18 protein-coding genes and 1 pseudogene are annotated in these 19,553 nt (G+C 63.3%); all 19 read right to left on the reverse strand.

What is annotated here, in order from left to right:
* Window positions 1–35 precede the first annotated feature (35 nt).
* A complete protein-coding gene (locus CQ14_RS28465; protein WP_082650068.1) occupies window positions 36–1,025 on the reverse strand; it encodes an ABC transporter substrate-binding protein in 990 nt (329 codons plus the stop codon).
* Window positions 1,026–1,050: 25 nt separating this feature from the next.
* Entirely contained in the window at window positions 1,051–3,129 is a 2,079-nt protein-coding gene (locus CQ14_RS28470; RefSeq protein ID WP_057861140.1) for an adenylate/guanylate cyclase domain-containing protein, read from the reverse strand.
* A 51-nt stretch (window positions 3,130–3,180) separates the two neighbouring features.
* Window positions 3,181–4,188, reverse strand: coding sequence for a SphA family protein (locus CQ14_RS28475; RefSeq protein WP_430650221.1), 1,008 nt, complete (start codon window positions 4,186–4,188; stop codon window positions 3,181–3,183).
* Between the two features lie 187 nt (window positions 4,189–4,375).
* Window positions 4,376–5,398: a DUF1254 domain-containing protein gene (locus tag CQ14_RS28480; protein WP_057861141.1), complete on the reverse strand. Its 1,023-nt coding sequence runs from the start codon at window positions 5,396–5,398 to the stop codon at window positions 4,376–4,378.
* On the reverse strand, window positions 5,395–5,799 hold a 405-nt coding region (locus CQ14_RS46875), incomplete at its 5' end, for a DUF1214 domain-containing protein (RefSeq protein WP_245320572.1). The genes CQ14_RS46875 and CQ14_RS28480, both read right to left, overlap by 4 nt.
* Before the next feature lie 54 nt (window positions 5,800–5,853).
* Window positions 5,854–6,836, reverse strand: a pseudogene (locus tag CQ14_RS46880) (DUF1254 domain-containing protein); the annotation flags it as partial.
* A 15-nt stretch (window positions 6,837–6,851) separates the two neighbouring features.
* Window positions 6,852–7,793 carry an HlyD family secretion protein gene (locus CQ14_RS28490; protein WP_057861142.1) on the reverse strand — a complete coding sequence of 314 codons (942 nt, stop codon included), beginning with the start codon at window positions 7,791–7,793 and terminating at the stop codon, window positions 6,852–6,854.
* On the reverse strand, window positions 7,790–8,038 hold the full coding sequence (locus tag CQ14_RS28495; RefSeq protein WP_057861143.1) for a DUF3302 domain-containing protein: 249 nt from the start codon (window positions 8,036–8,038) through the stop codon (window positions 7,790–7,792). The genes CQ14_RS28490 and CQ14_RS28495 overlap by 4 nt, the downstream gene beginning before the upstream one ends.
* 85 nt (window positions 8,039–8,123) lie before the next feature.
* A complete protein-coding gene (locus CQ14_RS28500) occupies window positions 8,124–8,426 on the reverse strand; it encodes a hypothetical protein (protein WP_057861144.1) in 303 nt (100 codons plus the stop codon).
* A 101-nt stretch (window positions 8,427–8,527) separates the two neighbouring features.
* Window positions 8,528–10,105 carry an arylsulfatase gene (locus CQ14_RS28505; protein ID WP_057861145.1) on the reverse strand — a complete coding sequence of 526 codons (1,578 nt, stop codon included), beginning with the start codon at window positions 10,103–10,105 and terminating at the stop codon, window positions 8,528–8,530.
* 100 nt (window positions 10,106–10,205) lie between these two features.
* On the reverse strand, window positions 10,206–11,606 hold the full coding sequence (locus CQ14_RS28510; protein ID WP_057861146.1) for a BatD family protein: 1,401 nt from the start codon (window positions 11,604–11,606) through the stop codon (window positions 10,206–10,208).
* Complete coding sequence (locus CQ14_RS28515) at window positions 11,603–13,126, reverse strand: VWA domain-containing protein (protein WP_057861147.1); 1,524 nt, start codon at window positions 13,124–13,126, stop codon at window positions 11,603–11,605. The genes CQ14_RS28510 and CQ14_RS28515 overlap by 4 nt, the downstream gene beginning before the upstream one ends.
* Window positions 13,119–14,114 (reverse strand): VWA domain-containing protein, encoded by a 996-nt coding sequence (locus CQ14_RS28520; protein ID WP_057861148.1) that lies wholly within the window; start codon window positions 14,112–14,114, stop codon window positions 13,119–13,121. Before CQ14_RS28520 ends, CQ14_RS28515 begins: the two co-directional genes overlap by 8 nt.
* A complete protein-coding gene (locus CQ14_RS28525) occupies window positions 14,107–14,595 on the reverse strand; it encodes a DUF4381 domain-containing protein (protein WP_057861149.1) in 489 nt (162 codons plus the stop codon). Before CQ14_RS28525 ends, CQ14_RS28520 begins: the two co-directional genes overlap by 8 nt.
* 1 nt (window position 14,596) lies before the next feature.
* Window positions 14,597–15,589, reverse strand: a complete 993-nt coding sequence (locus CQ14_RS28530) for a DUF58 domain-containing protein (RefSeq protein ID WP_057861150.1) — start codon at window positions 15,587–15,589, stop codon at window positions 14,597–14,599.
* Window positions 15,590–15,596: 7 nt separating this feature from the next.
* Window positions 15,597–16,631 (reverse strand): AAA family ATPase, encoded by a 1,035-nt coding sequence (locus tag CQ14_RS28535; RefSeq protein ID WP_082650065.1) that lies wholly within the window; start codon window positions 16,629–16,631, stop codon window positions 15,597–15,599.
* A gap of 33 nt (window positions 16,632–16,664) precedes the next feature.
* On the reverse strand, window positions 16,665–18,329 hold the full coding sequence (locus CQ14_RS28540) for an arylsulfatase (protein ID WP_057861151.1): 1,665 nt from the start codon (window positions 18,327–18,329) through the stop codon (window positions 16,665–16,667).
* A gap of 33 nt (window positions 18,330–18,362) precedes the next feature.
* On the reverse strand, window positions 18,363–19,346 hold the full coding sequence (locus CQ14_RS28545) for a formylglycine-generating enzyme family protein (protein ID WP_057861152.1): 984 nt from the start codon (window positions 19,344–19,346) through the stop codon (window positions 18,363–18,365).
* A gap of 21 nt (window positions 19,347–19,367) precedes the next feature.
* Window positions 19,368–19,553 (reverse strand): hypothetical protein (locus CQ14_RS45350; RefSeq protein WP_082650066.1); only part of this gene is annotated, 186 nt, incomplete at its 5' end.

Here is a 19,553-nt window from a genome sequence, read left to right on the forward strand (position 1 = left end):
GAAGCGCGTCGAAGGCGCNGAGCGACGCAAGATCGTCAGATCGTCGAAAGATAGATGCTGGTGTCGAAATAATCGGTGGCGCGCTTGGGATTGGCCACGCCCGCATCGGTCATGAAGAAGTCGCTGACCTGCTGCAGCCATTTGGTGACCGTGCCGTCGGAATAGAGCCGCTTCCATTCCCGCGCCGAAAACATCTTTTGCGCCTTGAACGCCTCGGTGATGTCGGCAGGCGTGGCGTGGGGGTAGTGATTCTTCTGCAGCGCCTCGGCCGCGGCAGCCTGATTGCGGACGATGTAATCATTGGCCTCAGCCCAGCCCTTGACGATGCTGGCCAGCACCTCCTTGTTGCCTGCGTAATAGTCCGGGCGCGCTACCCAGCCGCCGACTACCGCCGATTGCGGATAGAAGGCCGAGGCGTCGACCAGCTTGACCGAGCCCGGCAGCTTCTCGCGCACCGCGATGTTGAACGGCACCCATAGTGCCACGGCCGGGACCTCGCCCGAGACAAACGAGGCGACCGCCGCCGACATGCTGCTGTTGCGCAACTCGATGTCGGCAAGGGCGAGATTGTTGGCGCGGAGCGCGCGATCGAGGAAGATATGCGCCGTCGTCTTGGCCGTGGTGGCGATCGGCTTGCCCTTGAGATCGGCAAATGTCCGCACGCCCTTGTCCGGTCTCACCCAGAGCTGCGCGGTGGCGACCTCGATGTCGTTGATCAGGAAGGCACGGCCCTGCCCGAGTGCCAGATAGTTGGAGATCACGCCGCCGGCCGAGAGCACGTCGAGCTTGCCGGCGGCCATCGCCTCAAACACTTCCGGCCCGGTGTTGCATTCGAGCAGGTCGAACTCGATGCCGTGCTTCGCGAAGCTGCCGCGCTCGAGGCCGGTCCAGATCTGACCATCCACGGCGACGACGTGCAGATAGCCGAGCCGGATCTTCGTTCGCGCCTGCGCGATCCGCGGCGATCCGATCGCTGTGCCGGTCACGGTACCGGCTGCGATCGCCATCAACTGCCGCCGGTTCACGCTTTGGAATCGCTTGCCGCCAGGATCACTCACGCGCACTCTCCCGTTTGACCGCAACGCGAAACTGCCCGGCGTGATACTGCGCGACACCGTCGCCGGGATAGTCGATGAGAAAGGCGCGCAGCTTGATGGTGACCTCCTTGCGGTCGCCGCGCTCGATCAAGGCGTAGATCTCCTCCCAGCGGCGACAGAAGTTTCGTTCGGATGCGCCGGCCGTCTCGCGCTCGCCGCGCAATTCGCTGATCGTGACAGGCTCGGCAAATCCCTTCGGCCTGATGCGGTCGACGCTGCGGAACAGGAAGACGCCCCCGGTTCGCTCGCGCACCGCCGAGCTGACCAGCACGCGCGTGCCGTAAGCCTTGTTGAGACCCTCCAGGCGCGACGCGAGATTGATGGTGGCGCCGAGCGCGGTGTAATTCATGCGGTCGGCCGAGCCGATATTCCCGACCACCGCGTCTCCGGTATGAAGTCCGAACCGTGTGATATAGGACGGCCAACCCTCACGCTCGAACGCCCGGTTGAGTTCGTCGTTTCGGTTCAAACACGCAAGTACGGCCCGGCAGGCATGAACTGCGTGATCGGGATCGTCGGCCGGCGCATTCCAGAATGCCATCACGGCATCGCCGATAAACTTGTCGACCGTGCCTTCGCTTTTCATGATTTCTTCGGAGAGCGCAGCAAAGTAGCGCGAGGTGTAGATCATGACCTGCGAAGGGTCGGCTTTTTCGGTCTTGGCGGTAAAGTCCGCGACATCGGTGAACAGCACCGTGACCTCGCGACGTGACCCGCCGAGCTCCAGGGACGTCCCGGTTTCGATGAGTTGCCGGACGATCTGCTTTGGAACGAAGCTTGAAAAATTGCGCACCACCGTGCGCATCGTGAACACCGAGCGGCCGAGATCCTCGATTTCGGCGACGACCGAGTGAATGCGCGGATGGTCCGCCATCTGGAACCGCCGAATTTCGTCGGTTTCCCGGGCCAGCTTTCGTAACGATCGCGCCATCAGCGAACCGAGCCAGAACACAAACGGCAGCGTCGCCCCGACAAAGGCCAGCGCCAGCGCGAACAGCGTGCGCCGTTCCGCGATGATCTGCGCGAAGAACTCGTCGAGCGGCGCGATCACGGCAAGGCGGATATTGGCCTCGCCGGCGGTCTCGATGCGATGGAAGGCGACGACATAGGTCCGTCCCGCCTTGTCCTCGAAGAACTGCTGGGCCTCTCCCTGGCTGCGCCAGGACTGGATCGCAGACATGAGGCCTGCCAGCTTGACCGACCCGATGCCGGGCAGTTCATCGCCGTGTTCGTGGTCGCTCATCAGTTCGCTCATCCTGGGATGCGCGACGATGCGGTCGTCATCGTTGAACAGGAATGCCGTGCCGGATTCTCCGAGTCGTTGCTGGTTCAGCATGGCTTCCGATTGGTCGAGCAGGATATCGCCGGCAACGACGCCACGGCGGCCTTCCTTCAGCGGAATGCGCAGCGTGTAGCCCGGCTGTCCCGTGGAAAAGAAAACGTACGGGCCGGTCAGCAGCGTTTTCTGGTTCTTGAAAGCGTCGGCATACCATGGCCGCTGCCGCGGATCGTAGCCGGCGGGACCCGGCGCCTCGCCGACCTGGATGAGATTTTCGGACAGGTACAGCGTGTTTGACGCAGCCGAGGCGCCGGTCTTCGTGATGACGACCACGCGATACAGCGCATCCTCGGGAATATTGAGGCTCGCGCGGAAGCCGGGCTTGGCGCGATCGATCATATCCATTTCGAGAAACGAGCCGTCTTCATATCCGACGTAAAGATTGAAGAGCTGCCGGTTGTTGCGCAGCATCGAGGCCATCAGGCCATAGAGTCTCGTGTTGTCATCGATATCTGCTTCCTGGATCGACGGCAGCCCGCTGAGGATGACGAGGCCGTCGCGAACGTTCCTGAACTGGCTGTCGATGCGGTCGGCGCCGAGCTGGGCGACCTTGTCGATGAAACCGGCCGCCGCCGTGCGCGTGATCTGCGAGACGCGCTCGAAGCTGAGATAGACCAGCGTGAGGCCAACGAACAGCACGACGGCGATGAACACCGTGATGATCGAGGTTCGAAAGCCGATGCGCAGCCGCATCGGGCCCGTGGGAGGCGTGTCCTTGATCGGGTCGGTCGTTGCCTTTGTCTCCTAGTACTTGCGGGTGATCGGCTTTGACGCGGCGTGCTCCGGCGGTGCCGGCGACACCGCGAAGGTGAGCCAGGCCGTCCAGCCTTCGGGCCGGTTTTCCGCGGCAAAATCCCTGAACCCCCGCAGGTTGAGGTAGCCTTGATAGCCCTCATTGAGCGGAAAGATGAATCCGACTTGCGGCCCAATGCCGAGTACCCCTCCCTTGAAGTCGCCGAGCCTCGCCCCCGGTCCGCTGTCGCCCGTGAGTTGCTGGAAGTAATAGCCGCCGAGGCCGACGAGCATGTTCTTGCTCAGGAAATGCGACGCGGCCCAATCAACATGGAAGTCGATGCCGTTCTGATATTGCAGGGCCGTATTCTCGAAGCTGTAAGTCAGTCCTCCTACGATAGAAAACTCGTTCCCGGTCTTGGGATTCAGATAGGTATAGCCGGCGCCGGCATCGACCGCGACGAACCCGAAGCTCAAGTTGGCGAGACGGTTGACGTCATACGTGCCACTCGGAATGTTTCCCGTGACATAGACCATCTCGTTGTGGACGCCCTGATTCCATTTCAGCGTGCCTTGATAGAATACGTCGGCAAACGTCCAGCGATTGTCGCTCCGGCTTCCCGAGATCGTGTTGCCCCGTGGGCCCGTAAGTGTCGCGTCGATACCGACATCGACATTTCCAGGCGCGCCGAGAATGCTGACCGCGGCCTGGGCTCCCAGGAGGGGCGTCGCAAAGGTGTAAGTGAATCCCTGCACGACGACATCCGCCCTCGCATTGAGGCCGGCAACGACGTTGCCACCCCTGATGAAATCCTTCTCTCCACCGGCCGAACTCTGCAGGTGCAGATAGATCGTGGCGGTCGACCATCCCGGCACCGCCGGCGCAGCAGCGAGACTGCCGAATATGCCAGGGAGCCAGAAGCTGAGTCCGCCAGCATCGGCCCAGGCCGTCTGCGGGCACGCCAGCCAGGTGAGCGCGACGGCGGCGCCGAACGCATGGCGCGTTCTCATCTGTCCCATGACGATCCCCTTCTTGTTGTTGCCCTGCCCTATCCGGCCGGGTCTCAAATCGTTCGTTGTATCGACTCCGATTTGCAGGGCACCATGATCTGCAATCCTAGGCCGCCGTCCGCGCGAGCGACCAAGTCACTCGCAATTGCGCCTGAGTGTGGGGACCGCGTCACTCTTATGCATTGCATCGTGCATTTCAGTTCACCGCCTGCGGTTCCGGGAATTTCCACTTGCCGTTCAGGATGTCAGGACTCGGCCGGTAGAGCCGCACGAGATAGTTCCAGCCAGCGGTGATAGGCAGGCAGTTCGGATTGTTCCCGTCACAGCCGCCGAACTGAACAGTAACGGCACCGGCAGCATCCTTGCGCGCAGTGATATTGTTCAGCGAGTAAGCGTTATACGGATTGGCCTGCAGGTAGCCGTCGGCATTGTAGACGGTGATCGACCAGAAGCCCTCGACCGGCACATCCTTTGCGGTGAGCTTGTACACGGTGGTGCCGTCATTCCTGGCCGGCGTTGTCGGCAAATAGAACGCATCCTTCTCGGGGTTGCCACCCCAGCCCATGGCCGTCCCGATCAAATGTCTGACCGGATCGACCTGATCAATTGCACCGAACATCCGGTGCGTATCGGTCAAGGTCGTGTTGAGGACCAGCAACGCATCCCGCACCTTCTTCTGACTGACGGGATCCCAACTGGGCAGTTCGAGCTTGCCAGCGCCTTGCTGATCGATCTTGATCGCATCCTGTAACGTATGGGCCTGTTTGACATCATTAGCATCATTGGGGTCGACCAATGTGCGAATGCCGACAAGCATGTAGCGGGTACCCACATCCCCCTTGTCGAACCGGTAGTTGCCTGCACCATATCGGACGTTACCCACCACGTAGTGGTCCTGGTTGAACGCCTGCAGCGACATGAAGCGTTTTCCTGCTTCAGGCAACGTAATGGTGACCGGGCCGGCGTCGAGATCGAACACGCCCGAAGAATAGAGCGTGTCGCGGTTCGCCCGCACCACCGGTTGCTTCTCGACAGGCACGACCTCGCGCCGATGCAGAAGGCTTCCCGTTCCGCCGGCCTCCTTGGCCGAACTCGCGAAGTACATGTCGCTTTCGGCCCGGTTGAAATTGTCGGGCGAGACAGGAACAGGATTTCCGCCTTGCGCATACGCGATGCCAATAGTCGCCGCCAGGAAAACGCAGGGGATAACCGCCTTCATTGCCTTGCTCCGCTTCCAACGGTGACGTCGATCTTCTCGACATCCGGCAGCGTCCACTTCTTCTCAAAGAACTCCTTCCTCGGTGCGTAGAAACGGGCCATCAGTTCGAACTTCCGCGCCGGATCGGTGGGCACCCAGTTCGTCTCCTTGCCCGCGGGCGCGGTGGGTCCGAAATAGATATCGACCGAACCGTCGGCATTCTTTTGCAGGTCGGAGGCATTGGAGGCGCGGCTCGCGCGCGGCATGTTCTTGATCAGGGCGTGGGTCTCGCGGTCATAGGCTGTGACCGACCAATACTGGGCGACCGGAACATCCGGCGGCACCCGCAGGCGATAGGTCTTGCCGCCGTCGTAAGCCTGGCCGTCCTTGTCACGGATCGTGATCAGATAAAACTGCCCCGCNACCCAGCCGCTTGATGGCAACGTAGGCGTAAGTGTAGGCCACGCCCCGCGCGNTCGACCGCGTATTTGTCGGGATTGGCATAGGTTGTACCTTGCCCCTCGATGGCCTCGGATAGCGCCGGCATGGTCCAATGCGTGCCGGGATAGAAGACCGGAAAACCGGCGTCATAACGCTGCTCCAGCAACGCCTTGGCATCGCCGATCGCGGCTGTGAGGACCGCCTGCGTCTTCGCATCGGGATCGAACGGCTTTCCCTTCTCGATACCGATGCTGCGAAGCTGGTCGATCATGGCGCGGTCGCGCTCGATCCACGGCTCGCTTTGCACCACACGGTCCAGCGATCGATAGAAGCTGGCGTCGTAGCGGATAGTCGAGTCGAAGTTCACGTCCTTGACGTCGGTGAACACTGTCTCGGGCGGGCTCGCCGCGGCGGATAACGGATAGAACTTTACGCGCTTCGCATAGGCGATCGCTGCCGCCACGTCCGCATCGCCGTGGCTCTTGAGGTTGGAGCGGACAAGCGCATAGCCGCTGTAGGTGTCCGAGCGGAGAATGCTGTAGCCATCCGGGATCGCATCCTTGTGGCCTGGCGGGAGGATGACGAACTTGCCGCCTGCCCCATGATCGACACCAAGCAGCCCCACGTCCTCCAAGGAAGTCTGCCAGACCGTGACAATGTTGCCATTCAGCGAGCCCTTCTCATCGCCGGGTGGCACTTCGAAAACCATTGGGCCGGCAACCTTCGTATCGTAGAACGCCATGAAATAGAGCGTGTCGGGATTGGGGGTGAGGGTCTGGTTCTTCCAGTCGAGTGGCCTGCCCCAATAGATGAACTGGTTCACCTTGCCCGGCGTCTTGGTCAGCATTTCCTGGCGCATCAGGTCGGTGTTGACCGCCGACATGCCCCAGATCGCCGCCTCCAACGCGCGGCCTTCGATCATGCGGCGGGTGATAGTGTCGGTGGAAGGGTTTTGCGCGTGCGCGGGTAGTGCCAGCAACAATAGCACCAGCCACGCAAGGAGCGGCTTCTTGTTCATGATCGTCTCCCTCCCTCAAAACGGATTGACGTAGTCGAGGATCGCCACCTGCCGCAGCAGCACGCGGCGGATGATGTGGCTGACCTTGACGTGTTCGGTGTAGATCGCAGCCGTGCCGGTGGCGCCGGCCGGCAGTTTTTGAGCGAAGCCATCGTCATCGAGCTTGACGCGCACGATGAAAGGCACGGTGGCGATCGCCTTCGGCGCCACGGCCGTGCCTGAAACTTGCGCCTGCCCAGTCGCCACCGCCTGCAGGATGCTCTCGACCCGGCCGCCGAATATTTGTCCGGGAACGAACTTGAATGCGATCTCGACCTCCTGCCCCGGCGCGATGTAGCGCGCGTCGATCTGGTTGATCTCGACGACGACACGGGTATCGGACGTGTCGATGAACGCCATCACCGGCGACAGCGGCAGGTTCGCCACCCGCGCGCCCTTGCGCAGCGCGAGGTTGGTGACGTAGCCGTCGGCCGGCGCGCGGACCACGGTCTTGTCGAGATTCCATTGCGCGGCCTGGAGCTGGCCCGTGAGCTGGTCCACTTCGGATTGCCGCTGCTCGACGTCGAAACCGCGGCCAGCGTCGCGCTCATAAAGCTGCGTCATCTGCGACAGGCGCGTGGCAGAAAGCTTCAGTTGCGCCTCGAGCGTCTTCACCTGCGCGTCGTAGGGCGTGGGATCGATCCTGAACAGGACATCGCCAGCCTTGAGCGGCGCGTTCGCGGTGACCGGCACCTCCTCCACCTCGCCGGCAACGTCAGGCACAATCGACACCGAGTTTCGGTACACCAGCGCCGGCCCCTGCGGCGCACCCCAACTCATCGGGATGAACAGGCCGAGATTGAGCAACAGCAACACGATCAGCGGTGACACCTTCCAGAAGGTGTTGAAGCGGATGGCGCCGATCCACACCATCGTGAACAGGAGCGCCAGATAGACGGCCATAATCGCAACCATCATGGCTGCGGCCTCCCCGACACGTGCGGCGCGGGCACGTCGACATAGGCCCAGATCAGCGCCACCGGCCACAGCGCGAAGCCGAAGATCAGCGTGATCCACCCCGCAACCCTCACGGCATCCGCCCAGGGATGTCCGCGCGACCGCGCGATGTGGCCGGGCAACGCGCCCATCAGGCAGAACACCCCGATGACGACCGCAATGAGGATGATCAGCACGATCCAAGCGAAGATGTCGTAGCCGCTCATCGTTTCGCCTCCGTTGAAAAGACCTCCTTCCAGTCCCGCTTCATGTTGCTACGTGCGGTCCGGCGAGGTCCGATTCAGTTCGACGTCACCTCGCGCCGGCCATACCGTTCTTGATGGCACCCACGATCGCCGTGACGATCGCGCCGGCGACACCGCCACCGACGGCCTGTCCGGCCAGCACGCCAATATCAATGCCGCCGGCTTCCGCCGCCTGCAGCATCGGCAACAGTGCCGTCAGCAGCGTTCCGCCGCCAGCGCCGCCGAGCGCACCGGCAATGGTGTTGCCAAGCGTGCCGAGATCGAGATTCTTCATGGAGGCGCCCGCGGCATTCCCGCCAAGCGCACCGGCAATGAGCTGGATGATGAGGTTGATCAGGGTCTCTGACATGTTGCTCTCCTCCGCGGTTGTGTTCAGTTACCTCATTGCTTCCCTCGATATGTTCGTGCCGATCGGGGACGCCGGCGCTGCCGCCAACGTCCCTTCACGCCTCACTTCGAAGCTGTCTTGTCGAGATTCTTCATCAGTGCCTCAACCATCTGGTCGATGCTGAAGCTCGCCGAGCGCTGGCTCGGCGGATATTCCTTGAAGGTCTGCAGGAACGGAGCTACGCGCCACACGCCGTATTGAATGAGATAGCCGTTCTGTGCCATCCAGTCGTAATACTGGTCCGACACGATGTCGGCGCGCTCGAACGGGTCCATCCGCAAGTTGAAGACCTTTGGCGCGCGCAGGCAGGTGAAAGGATTGGACCATACTTCAAAACCGCCAGGCCTGCGCTGCTCGCAGAACACGATCTTGAAGTTGTTGTAGCGATAAGCAACCATTTCACCGTCGTCGTTGAAATAGTAGAACGCGTCGCGCGCGGACTTCGGCTGCTGGCCGGTCAGGTACGGCAACTGATTGTAGCCATCGAGATGTACCTTGAAGGTCTTGCCGTCCATATTGGCGCCCTTTGCGAGCTTATCCTTGATGTCGACATCGCCCGCTGCGGCCAGAATCGTCGGGAACCAGTCAAGGCCGGAGACGATCTCGTTTGACACCTCGCCCGCCTTGATGCGGCCGGGCCAGCGGATCATCGCCGGCACGCGGAATGCGCCTTCCCAATTGGTATCCTTCTCGCTGCGGAACGGCGTCGTCGCCGCGTCCGGCCACGACCACTGGTTCGGACCATTGTCGGTCGTGTAGATGACGATGGTGTTATTGGCGATGCCGAGATCGTCGATCGCCTTCAGGAGCTTGCCGACATCGCCGTCGTGTTCGACCATGCCGTCGGCATATTCGTTGCCGGGCATGCCGCTCTGGCCCTTCATCGACTCGCGCACATGGGTGAACGCGTGCATGCGCGTCGTATTCATCCAGGTGAAGAACGGCCTGTTGGCCCTCACCTGCCGCTGGATGAAGTCGACGGCGGCAGCGGTTGTCTCGTCGTCCACCGTCTCCATCCGCTTCCTGTTGAGCGGGCCGGTGTCCTCGATCTTGCCGTCCGCTGATGCCTTCAGCACGCCACGCGGCGAGTTGCTCTTGACGAATGCCGCGTCATTCTTCGGATAGTACGGACGCTCCGGCTCTTCCTCCGCGTTCAGATGGTAGAGATTGCCGAAGAACTCGTCGAAGCCGTGCCTGGTCGGCAGGAATTCATCGCGATCGCCGAGGTGGTTTTTGCCGAACTGCCCGGTCGCGTAGCCGAGCGGCTTGAGCGCCTGCGCGATCGTAATGTCGCGATCCTGCAGACCGACCGGAGCGCCGGGAATGCCGACCTTGCAAAGCCCGGTACGCAGGCAAACCTGGCCCGTGATGAAGGTCGAGCGGCCGGCCGTACAGCTGTTCTCCGCGTAATAGTCGGTGAAAATCATGCCTTCATTGGCGATGCGGTCGATGTTCGGCGTCTTGTAGCCGACCAGTCCGCGGGTATAGGCGCTGATGTTGGACTGGCCGACATCGTCGCCAAAGATCACCAGAATGTTTGGCCTGGCCGCGCTTGGTTGCTGGGCAAGGACCGGTGATTGCGCGAGCGGTGAAAGACATGTCGCGAGTAGCGCCGCAGCTAGAGTTCTTCGGATTGTCATCCTCGACTCCTTAATCTTGAACAAAATGGGTTCATTTGGCTGAGAAGGCGTCATGCCAACAGTTCGTTGATGGCCCGTGATTCTACCTGCTGCGCTCCTTTCATCTCGCCGGCAGCCGCCGGACCCGGCCTGGCAACGCGACGCCGCCTCCCGGATTGATTTCGGATGGTAACTGTCGCCTCGCACTGACAGCGATGGCCTGCCGACGAAGGTTGCGCCGCGCCAATTTGACCCGCCGCAGCAGCCGGCGGGGCGACCAATGGTCGGGACTTTGCCGGGGCGCGAACAATTCCTGCTCGATCAATCCGAGTTCGGAGTCGAGCTCGGCATCCCTTGCCGCTGCTTTCAGAGAATGGATCGTATGATCAGGCGCGGCTGGCTCGAACCGCCCCAGCCAGTCGAGCAGCGCGAAATACATCGACTTCGCATCGCCGCCGCGGGCAGCTTGGCGCAACTGCTGGAAGGAAAATTCCTCGGATTGCAGATACGCCGCGCGACGCCGCCGCCAATCCGTCGCAACGGCGCGCGAGACGCGAGGCGCGAACCAGGCGATGGCCGCAAGCACGATCAGGGCGAGCAAGGCAACCAGCCAGTGTTCGGCAACGAGATCGACGAACGCACTCACGCTCCAGCGCCTGCCCTGGCCGGTCGCGCCGCCCGCTGCCGGTTCGGCAGGATTAACGGCGACCATGAGCGGCACCTCGTCGAGATGGATGCGCTCGACCTTGCCGCTGTCCGTATTCCACCAGGCGATATCGATAGCGGGAAGGACGTAGCTGCCCGGCTGCTGCAGCATGTAGGTCGCGGAATCGATCCGCGTGGATGTCATCGAGTCGGTCCGTCCGTCCACATGATCCTGCAACGACGGCTGCGCCGGATAGAGCGCCATCCCGTCGATCGCCGTAAAGTACTGTGGGGGTAGCAGCATGGCAGGCAGCCCCTCGGCCTTGATCGTCACCGTCCGCGTCACGGCGTCGCCCGACCTGAGCTGTTCCGACGAGCGTTGCACCGTCTGCTCTACGCTCAGTCTGCTCGCGGCGACGAATGGCCGAAGCGCGGACGCCGCATCGGGAATGAAGGCTTCGAAGGCGATCCGGGGCACGGTAAGCGCGGTTTCGCGCGTGGCCGGCGGCTCGGCGGCGTACCGCACCGTGAGCTTCTGGTCCGCTATCGCATAGGAGCCGGGCTCCTGCGGATAGATCGCGAACGCGAAGCGCACGCCGGCATAGCTGACGCCGTTACGTTCATCATTGGTGTTGACGTTCTGCAATTGCCGCGTCACGGCGTTGCGAACCTGGAAGCCCGGCAGTTCCGGTGGCGAGGTCATGTAATTCGGCGCCATCACCTCGACCTGAAGCAGCACCTTCTGGCCGACCACCACGCGTGCCGGATCGACGCTGACGTTAAGGATCGGCTCGGGTGCAGTTGCCTGCTGTGCAAAGGCCCCCGGGGCCGCTGGTGGCAGCAACAGCAAGGCAATGGCGATGCGCAAATATCTCATCGCGGCGCTCCCGTTGCTGCCGGGCCCGATGCCGCCTGTATCGCAAACTTCAGTTTCAGGAAGTCCGCAGGCGAGGTCTGCACCTCCCGCATCCACGCTTCCGCGGCGCCAGCCGTGGTGAGGTCGTCCGGCTTGACCTGTATCTTCTGGCCGCCCTTCTGGTCGGGATCGACCTTCATCTCGTCGGCCTTCAGGTCCGGCGGTGGCGCATCCTGGTCCTCCTGCTTGCGGCGCTTCTCCTCCTTCGCCTTCAGCGCCGCGACAACGATGGCCCGGTTGGTCTTTGCCGCGGCATGATCGGGCTGCGCCTTCAGCACCTCGTCATAGGCCGCGATGGCCTTTTCATAGGCGTGGTTCTGTGCCTGCGCATTGCCGAGCGCAAATCGTCCCTCGACGCTGTCAACGTGGGAAAACTCCTGCGCGGCGGTGAGAAAGTCGAGCGCGCGATACGCCGCCATGCCGCGCCACATCGGATCGGCAAAGCGCTTCGCCGCGGTCGCATAGTCGCCGCGATCGAAGGCAAGTCGTCCCTGCTGGTCCGGCGTCAGCCACCAATCGGCAAAGCGCCGCGCATCCTGCGCCTGCGCAGGCCACGCCTGCAGCATGGACAGCGCAAGGACCCAGGCCACCGTCGTCCCGCGCCGGAACCAGAGCAGGCTGAGCAGCGCGACCGGCAGCAACAGCCAGACACCTTCGTCGCGCCACTGCGTACCGAAGGCATCGCCCTGCGCTGACTGGAAACGGGTCTCGATGCGGCGCTCCAGTGCGCGGATGTCGGCGTTATCTACGGTCACCCGCACCGCATCGAGTGGCGAGCTGCCACCATCCTGCGGCGGGCTCACGCCGAGCATCGCAAGACTGTTCCGCCCGGCGGCCTGCCGTAACGCTGCGCCATCCGCGTTGCCGAGATCGTCGGCTACCACAAGGATCGTGCCGGCAACCGGCTCAGTCACAAGCGATTGCGTTGCAAGCGCAATCGCGCCGACCGCGTTCTTGCCGTCAGAGGGCATCAGTCCAGGCGCGAGCGCCGCCAGGAACGGCTCGATCACGCCGCGATCTTCGGTCAGCGGCATCACCAGATGCGCCGACCCGGCATAGGCGATCAGGCCGGCGCGGGCCCCGGCACGCACGGCAAGCAGGTCCCTGATCTTCTGCTTGGCGCGTTCGAGACGCGACGGCGCCACGTCGGTCCGGCCCATCGAGGACGATACGGCCAGCGCAATCATCAGCGGCGCCTTGTCCTCGACAAAAGGCGGCAGCTCGCGCCGCCAGGTGGGGCCCGACAGCGCGACGATGCCGAGCGTCATGGCGATCGCGACGAGATAGATCGGGCTGATGCTCCATGTGCGGCCCGGCGTAACGATCAGGTTCTTCAAAAGGTGCGGCGCGATGACGCCGCCCCAGCGCGCCGTGACGCTCTCGCGCCAGCGCACCAGGAGCACGACGGCAACGACCGGCACCAGCGCAATCAGCCACAGCGGCCGCAGCAGATGGAACGGGATGGTCGCGGCGTCAGGCATGGGCGGGTGGCCTCCGTCCATGTTCGCTGGCCGCAAGCAGACCGAGCCACAGCAGCAGGCCAAGGAGAACCGCTGCGCCAAGCGGCCACTGGAATAGCGGCAGCTTCGGACGCCACGACAGCGTCTGCAGCTTCACCGGCGCGAGCGCGTCGATCTCGGCGTAAATCGCCTGCAGTTGCGCGCCGTCCTCGGCGCGGAAGAATTTTCCTTTCGTGGTGCTGGCGACGCCCTGCAGCGTCGCGAGATCGACGCGGTTCTCACCCGATGCCCCTGGGTCGCCCACGGCAATGGTGTAGATCACCAGGCCGTTCTGCTGCGCGATATCAGCGGCATGCTCTGGCGGCACCCGGCTTGCCGTGTCGTTGCCGTCGGAGAGCAGGATCAGCACCTTCTGCTGCGCGGTGCTCTTCTCCAGCGTCTTGATCGCAAGTCCGATGGTGTCGCCGATCGCGGTCTGCTGCCCCGCCATGCCGACCTGGATCTGCTCCAGCAATTGCGCAGCTGTTTGCAGGTCCTGCGTAAAGGGTACCTGCACATACGCCTTGGTGCCGAACAGGATCAACGCGATGCGGTCGCCGCGGCGGCGCGCGATGAAATCCTTGATGACGCGCTTGACGCCGTCGAGCCGCGTCAGCATCTGGCCATCCGCCGTGCGGAAATCGCGCTGGTCCATCGAGCCGGAAATGTCGACGGCAAGGATGAGGTCACGCGCGGATACTTCGCGGGTCACGGCGTCGCCGACCCATTGGGGTCGGGCCAACGCGGCCACAACAAGTATCCAGATCAGTGCGGCCACGATCATCTGTGTCGCACGCCGCTGCAGGACGACCGCCCCGCGCTGCGGAGTCTGCCCCGTCGCCGCGGCCATCCGCTCGAAGAACGGAATCTGCACCGAGGCCTGCCGCGCTCGGTACGACGGCATCAGCCACCACACCAGCAAGGGCAGCGGCAGCAGTGCAAACATCCATGGCCAGGCGAACTCAAGCATGATGCCCCCTGATCCATTGGCGAACGAGGGTGGCGAGTGCGCCAAGCTGATCCTTGTCCGGCGGCGTGCGCTGGTACGGCGCGCTCGCAAGCAGCCGCCCCGCCCCTTCGGAAAACCCCTGCCCGCCATAGCTGCGGTCGAGAAAACCAAGCCACGCCGGCCCTGCCAGCGGCGCGACTGCCTCGCGCGGAAATGCCGCCAGCGCCGTGCGCCGCACCAACATCGAGAGCTCAGCGAGCCGCTCGCCGCCGGCTTCGCCGGCATCGAGCCGGCGCCCAATTCCTGCCAGCTCGGACAGCGCCTCGCGGCGATACCGGTTGACGCGCCACGAATGAATGAGGTGCCAGAGCGCGGCGACCGCTGCCGCCAGCAGCAGCACGATCGCAATCCGTGACGTCCAGGTCTGCGGCCACAGGCTGACCTGTGGCGGCAGTGGAATGTCGATCAGGCCAGCCACCGGATCGGCTTGTGCGGGTTGCATCTCAGCCAAGGCCTGCCTCCATCTGGCCGGGACCGGCGCCACGGCCGCTGCGGCCACGCGCTGGCAAGGCACCAAGCAGGCGTCGCAGTTGCTGCGCGGTATCCTCGGCGGCGCTCAGCGGCAGCACGGGCACGCCGAACTCCTGCGTCCATGCCAGCACGCCTTTCAACCGCTCCTGCGTTGCCTCCGACAGGCGCTTGCGGACGCTCTCGCGGCCAACCTCGAGCTGGATCTGCAACTCGCCGTCGGTAACGGTCATGCTGGCCGAGGCCGGCAAATCGCTCTGCTGGGGATCGTGCACCAGCAGCGCCACCACGTCGTTATGACGGGTCATGGCGCCGATCATCGATCGCGTCTCGTCGTCGGCGCCGTCGAAATCGCTGATGATGATCACGGCTGCATCATGCAGCGCGCGGCGCTGTGCCTGCTTCAGCGCCTCGTTGAGCATGGATGGCGCGCTCACGATACCGCGTCCAACGCCGAGCGTGCGATTCTTCGACACCATCGCGGTGAGAATCTGCAACACGGTCGAACGGCTGCGCCGCGGACGGAATTCGGCCAGGCTGCGGTCGTCGAACACGATGGCGCCGACACGGTCGCCGACGCCGAGGATGCGCCATGCGGCGATGGCGGCGGCCTGCGCGGCGGTGACGGATTTCATCGCAAGCCGGCTGCCAAAGAACATCGACAGCCGCTGGTCGACGACCAGTAGCGACTGGCGGTCGCGCTCCTCGTTGAAGACGCGCACATGCGGCTTTTGCAGCCGTGCCGTCACCTTCCAGTCGATCGAGCGCACATCGTCGCCCGGCCGGTAATCCCTGATCTCCTCGAAGTTCAGCCCGCGTCCGCGCATGCGTGAGGCAAAGCGGCCCGACAAGAGGCTATGCACGGGTTGCCGCGGCAGGAACGACACTCTGCGGCCGCGATGCTCGAATGCAAGCAGGTCGTCGAGATCGATGTAGACGCCTGGCATTTTTCCCGCGGCGTCGGTCATGGCACCCTCAAGTCGCAGTGACCAGTTCGGCGATCTTGTCGATCGCCTGATCGGCGCTGACGCCCTGCGACAGCGCCTCGTAGGTCATGATCAGGCGGTGACGCAGGCAGTCGTGCATCACGGCGCGCACGTGATCGGGCGTGACGAACGTCTCGCCATCGAGCCAGGCGCGCACCCGGGCGCAGCGGTCGAGCGCAAGGCTGCCGCGCGGGCTGGCCCCGACCTGGATCCATTCGCCCAGGGGATCGCCATAGCGGCCGGGAAACCTGGTCGCGTAGATCAGGTCAACCATGTATTTCTGCGCGAGGTCGGCAACGAAGATGTCGTCAATCTCGGCGCGCGCATCGAAGATCGCCTGCTGCGGCACCGGCGCGGGCTCCGCGGCACGCTCCTTTGGAGCTTGTGCATTCTCCGCGCGATTGAGCTTGATGATCTCGCCTTCGACTGCCTCATCGGGATAGGTGATGACGACATGCATCAGGAAGCGATCGAGCTGCGCTTCCGGCAACGGATAGGTCCCTTCCTGCTCGATCGGGTTTTCCGTCGCCAGCACCATGAACAGGCCGGGCATCTTGTAGGTCTTGCCGGCGACGGTGACTTGCCGCTCTTCCATGGCTTCGAGCAACGCGGACTGCACCTTGGCCGGCGCGCGGTTGATCTCGTCGGCCAACACGAGGTTGGCGAAGATCGGCCCCTTCTGGAACTGGAACTGGCCGCCCTTGTCGGTCTGCAGGTAGATTTCCGCGCCGGTGACATCTGACGGCAACAGGTCTGGCGTGAACTGCACGCGCGAAAGGTCTGCCGCCAGATTCTTTGCCAGCGTTTTCACCGCGCGCGTCTTGGCAAGGCCCGGCAAACTTTCGATCAGCATGTTGCCGTTAGCGAGAAGGCCGATCAGCATGCTCTCGATCAGGTGGTCCTGACCGAGCACCGACGCGCCGATCCGCTTCTTCAATTCCAGCACCGCCTCGCGCGCAGCCGAGTGCGTTGTACCCGGCTGCGCTGTCACGGTTTGCCGCGGGCTGGCTCCCGGATCGTTCATGGTTCGATACCTCCGGCTTGAGACTGCCGCCGGTTACCGCGGCCTCATGCCCTCCAAGTCCTTGAGCCGCTTCAAGGCGTCTTGCTGCCGCAGCATCGCGTAATTGATGCCGCCGGCATTGAGCGAGTTGCCTGCCTGAGACGGGTATTGATCGAAGTCGCTGAAGAACTCCTTGATCTTGTTTTGCACCGGCACGAGCAGCCAGATGTTGCGCGCCAGGAACTCGATAGCGCCGCCACCCTCTTCAAGCCCGCGTTCGTAAGGATCCATGCGCAAATTTGCGATCAGCGCCCACGCCGACGTCTCGCGCGTGCCTGTTGCGATATTGCCTTTCGACGTTGCGAAGCTGAGCTTCCAGTCGTTCCAGCGGATGGCATTCAAGTTGCCACCTTGGTCGAAATAGTAGATTGTGTCGCGCGGCGGCGTCTTGGAGTCGCCTTTGAAGAACGGCAGGAAGTCGTAGCCATCGAGATGGACCTTGAAGGTCTTGTTGCCGGCCTGGAAGCCGGTCTTCATCTTCTCCTTGAGATCGGGAATACCGGCTGCTGCCGCGAGCGTCGGCATCCAGTCGATCAGAGCTATGGGTTCATTGATTTGCGTGCCGGGCTTGATCACGCCGGGCCAGCGCACCATCATCGGGATACGGAAGCCACCTTCCCATGTGGTGCCCTTCTCACCGTGGAACATTGTCATCGCGCCGTCCGGCCACAGCGCAATCTCGGCGCCGTTGTCGGTGGTGTATAGCACGATCGTGTTGTCGGCGATGCCGAGATCATCGAGCTGCTTGAGCAGCTCCCCGACCATGCCGTCATGCTCGACCATGCCGTCGGCGTGAATGCCCTTGCCGGTCTTGCCAAGCGATTCCTTCTTCAGATGGGTAAAGACGTGCATCCGCGTCGAGTTGAACCAGACGAAGAACGGCCGATTGGCTCTCGCCTGACGGCCGATGAAGTCCTTGGCGGCGCCGAGAAACTCCTCGTCCACCGTCGGCATGCGGGCGACATTGAGCGGACCAGTATCCTCGATCTTGCCGTCCGCGGTTGCCTTGATGACGCCGCGCGGGCCGTATTGCCTTCGGAATGCCGGGTCCTTCGGATAAAAATAGCCTTCCGGCTCCTCCTCCGCATTGAGGTGATAGAGATTGCCGAAGAACTCGTCGAAGCCATGCTTGGTCGGCAGGTGCTCGTCGCGGTCGCCGAGGTGGTTCTTGCCAAACTGCCCGGTGGCGTAGCCTTGCGTCTTGAGTACGTCGGCGATGGTCGGCATCCAGTCCTGTATGCCGTGGGGGTCGCCCGGCATGCCGATGGTAAGGAGGCCGGTTCGGAACGGCTCCTGTCCTAGAATGAACGAGGCGCGCCCGGCCGTGCAGCTGTTCTGGCCGTAAGCATCGGTGAAGATCGCGCCCTCGTTGGCGATCCGGTCGATGTTGGGCGTGCGATAGCCCATCATGCCCATCGTGTAGGCGCTGATCTGCGGAACGCCGATGTCATCACCGAAAATGACGAGGATGTTCGGCTTTCTGCCGGAGGCTGCGGCGGACTGTGCTGCGGTGGGAGCGGCTGCCGGCGCGGCCTTCTGCGCTTGCGCCAATACTTCCGAGGTCAGGGTTGCGGCAGCAACGAGGGTGGAGGTCCCGAGCAGAAGATTGCGGCGATCGATGACCTGGCCGTTGTCGGCCTTATGCACTTCATTACTCATTCTTACGCTCCCTGGGTGGATTGAACTTCTCCTTCAAGGCTTCACGGGTGGAACGGTTGAGCGCACCACGCAGCGGAAGCCGACATGGCTCGTCGAGGTATCGACCGGTTCGGCGTGGCGTGCGGCTGGGCGGTACCGGCGGCAGTAGTTCGGCGCGCAGAGATGCGAGCCGCCCTTCAAGACTTTCCGCGGAATGCGGATGTTGGGTTGACATGGATCAAGGCTCGCAACCTCCGGTCCGCCGCGCGGATTGTGCGGAACACAGCACGCCTTCGGCGCGTCGGCCTCGTGCTTCGTGGACCACCAGTCGGTGGTCCATTCCCAGACATTGCCGATCAAGTCGTGCACGCCGTAGCCGTTCGGCGGGAACGCGGTCACCGGCGAGGTCCGCTCAAAGCCGTCCTGGCTCAGATTCTCGATCGGAAAATTGCCTTGCCAAATGTTGGCCATGTGCTTGCCGTCGGGCGTCAGCGCATCGCCCCAGGCGAATTCCTCGCCGTCGAGCCCGCCGCGCGCGGCGAACTCCCACTCGGCTTCCGTCGGCAGATCCTTGCCGGCCCATTGCGCATAGGCCATCGCGTCGGCAAAGGAGACGTGCACGACCGGATGGTTGTCTGAAACGTTGATGTTGCTCTTCGGCCCGTAAGGATGCCGCCAATCGGCGCCCTTCATGAAGGTCCACCACTGACTCCAGTTGCGCAGATCGGTGACGCGGCGCGGCGGTGAGAACACCAGCGAGCCGGCATAGATCATGTGCGGCAGCGCGCCGGGATAGTCTTTGGGATCGGGCGGAATCTCCGCCGTGGTGACGTAGCCGGTTGCCTTGACGAATTGCTTGAACTGGCGGTTCGTCACCGGCGTGCGATCGATCCAGAAACCGTCGACAGAAGCGCGGTGAACCGGCGCCTCTTCCGGATAGTGATCGTTCGACCCCATCCGAAAGGCGCCGCCTTCAATCCAGACCAAGTCGTCGGTCTGGCGCGCATCCGCCTGCGTTGTGACCTCCGCCGGCTTCATGATGCTGCCTCGTATCGTCAGCTACTGGCAGTAGTCCCAGAAGCCCTGGGTGCGGGACGGATCGGTGTAGTACCAGCACATGCCTGGTGCCGGCGCGGCGCCTGCCCACGCTGCTGCTGTCGCGGCCGTGACGACGCCGATCGCAGCGCCCGCGGCAATGGCTCCGCCTCGCGGCCAGCGGTACGCGGCGGGCCGCACCCAGCGGAC

This window comes from Bradyrhizobium lablabi, from assembly GCF_001440475.1.
GTDB classification, from domain to species: Bacteria; Pseudomonadota; Alphaproteobacteria; order Rhizobiales; family Xanthobacteraceae; genus Bradyrhizobium; species Bradyrhizobium lablabi.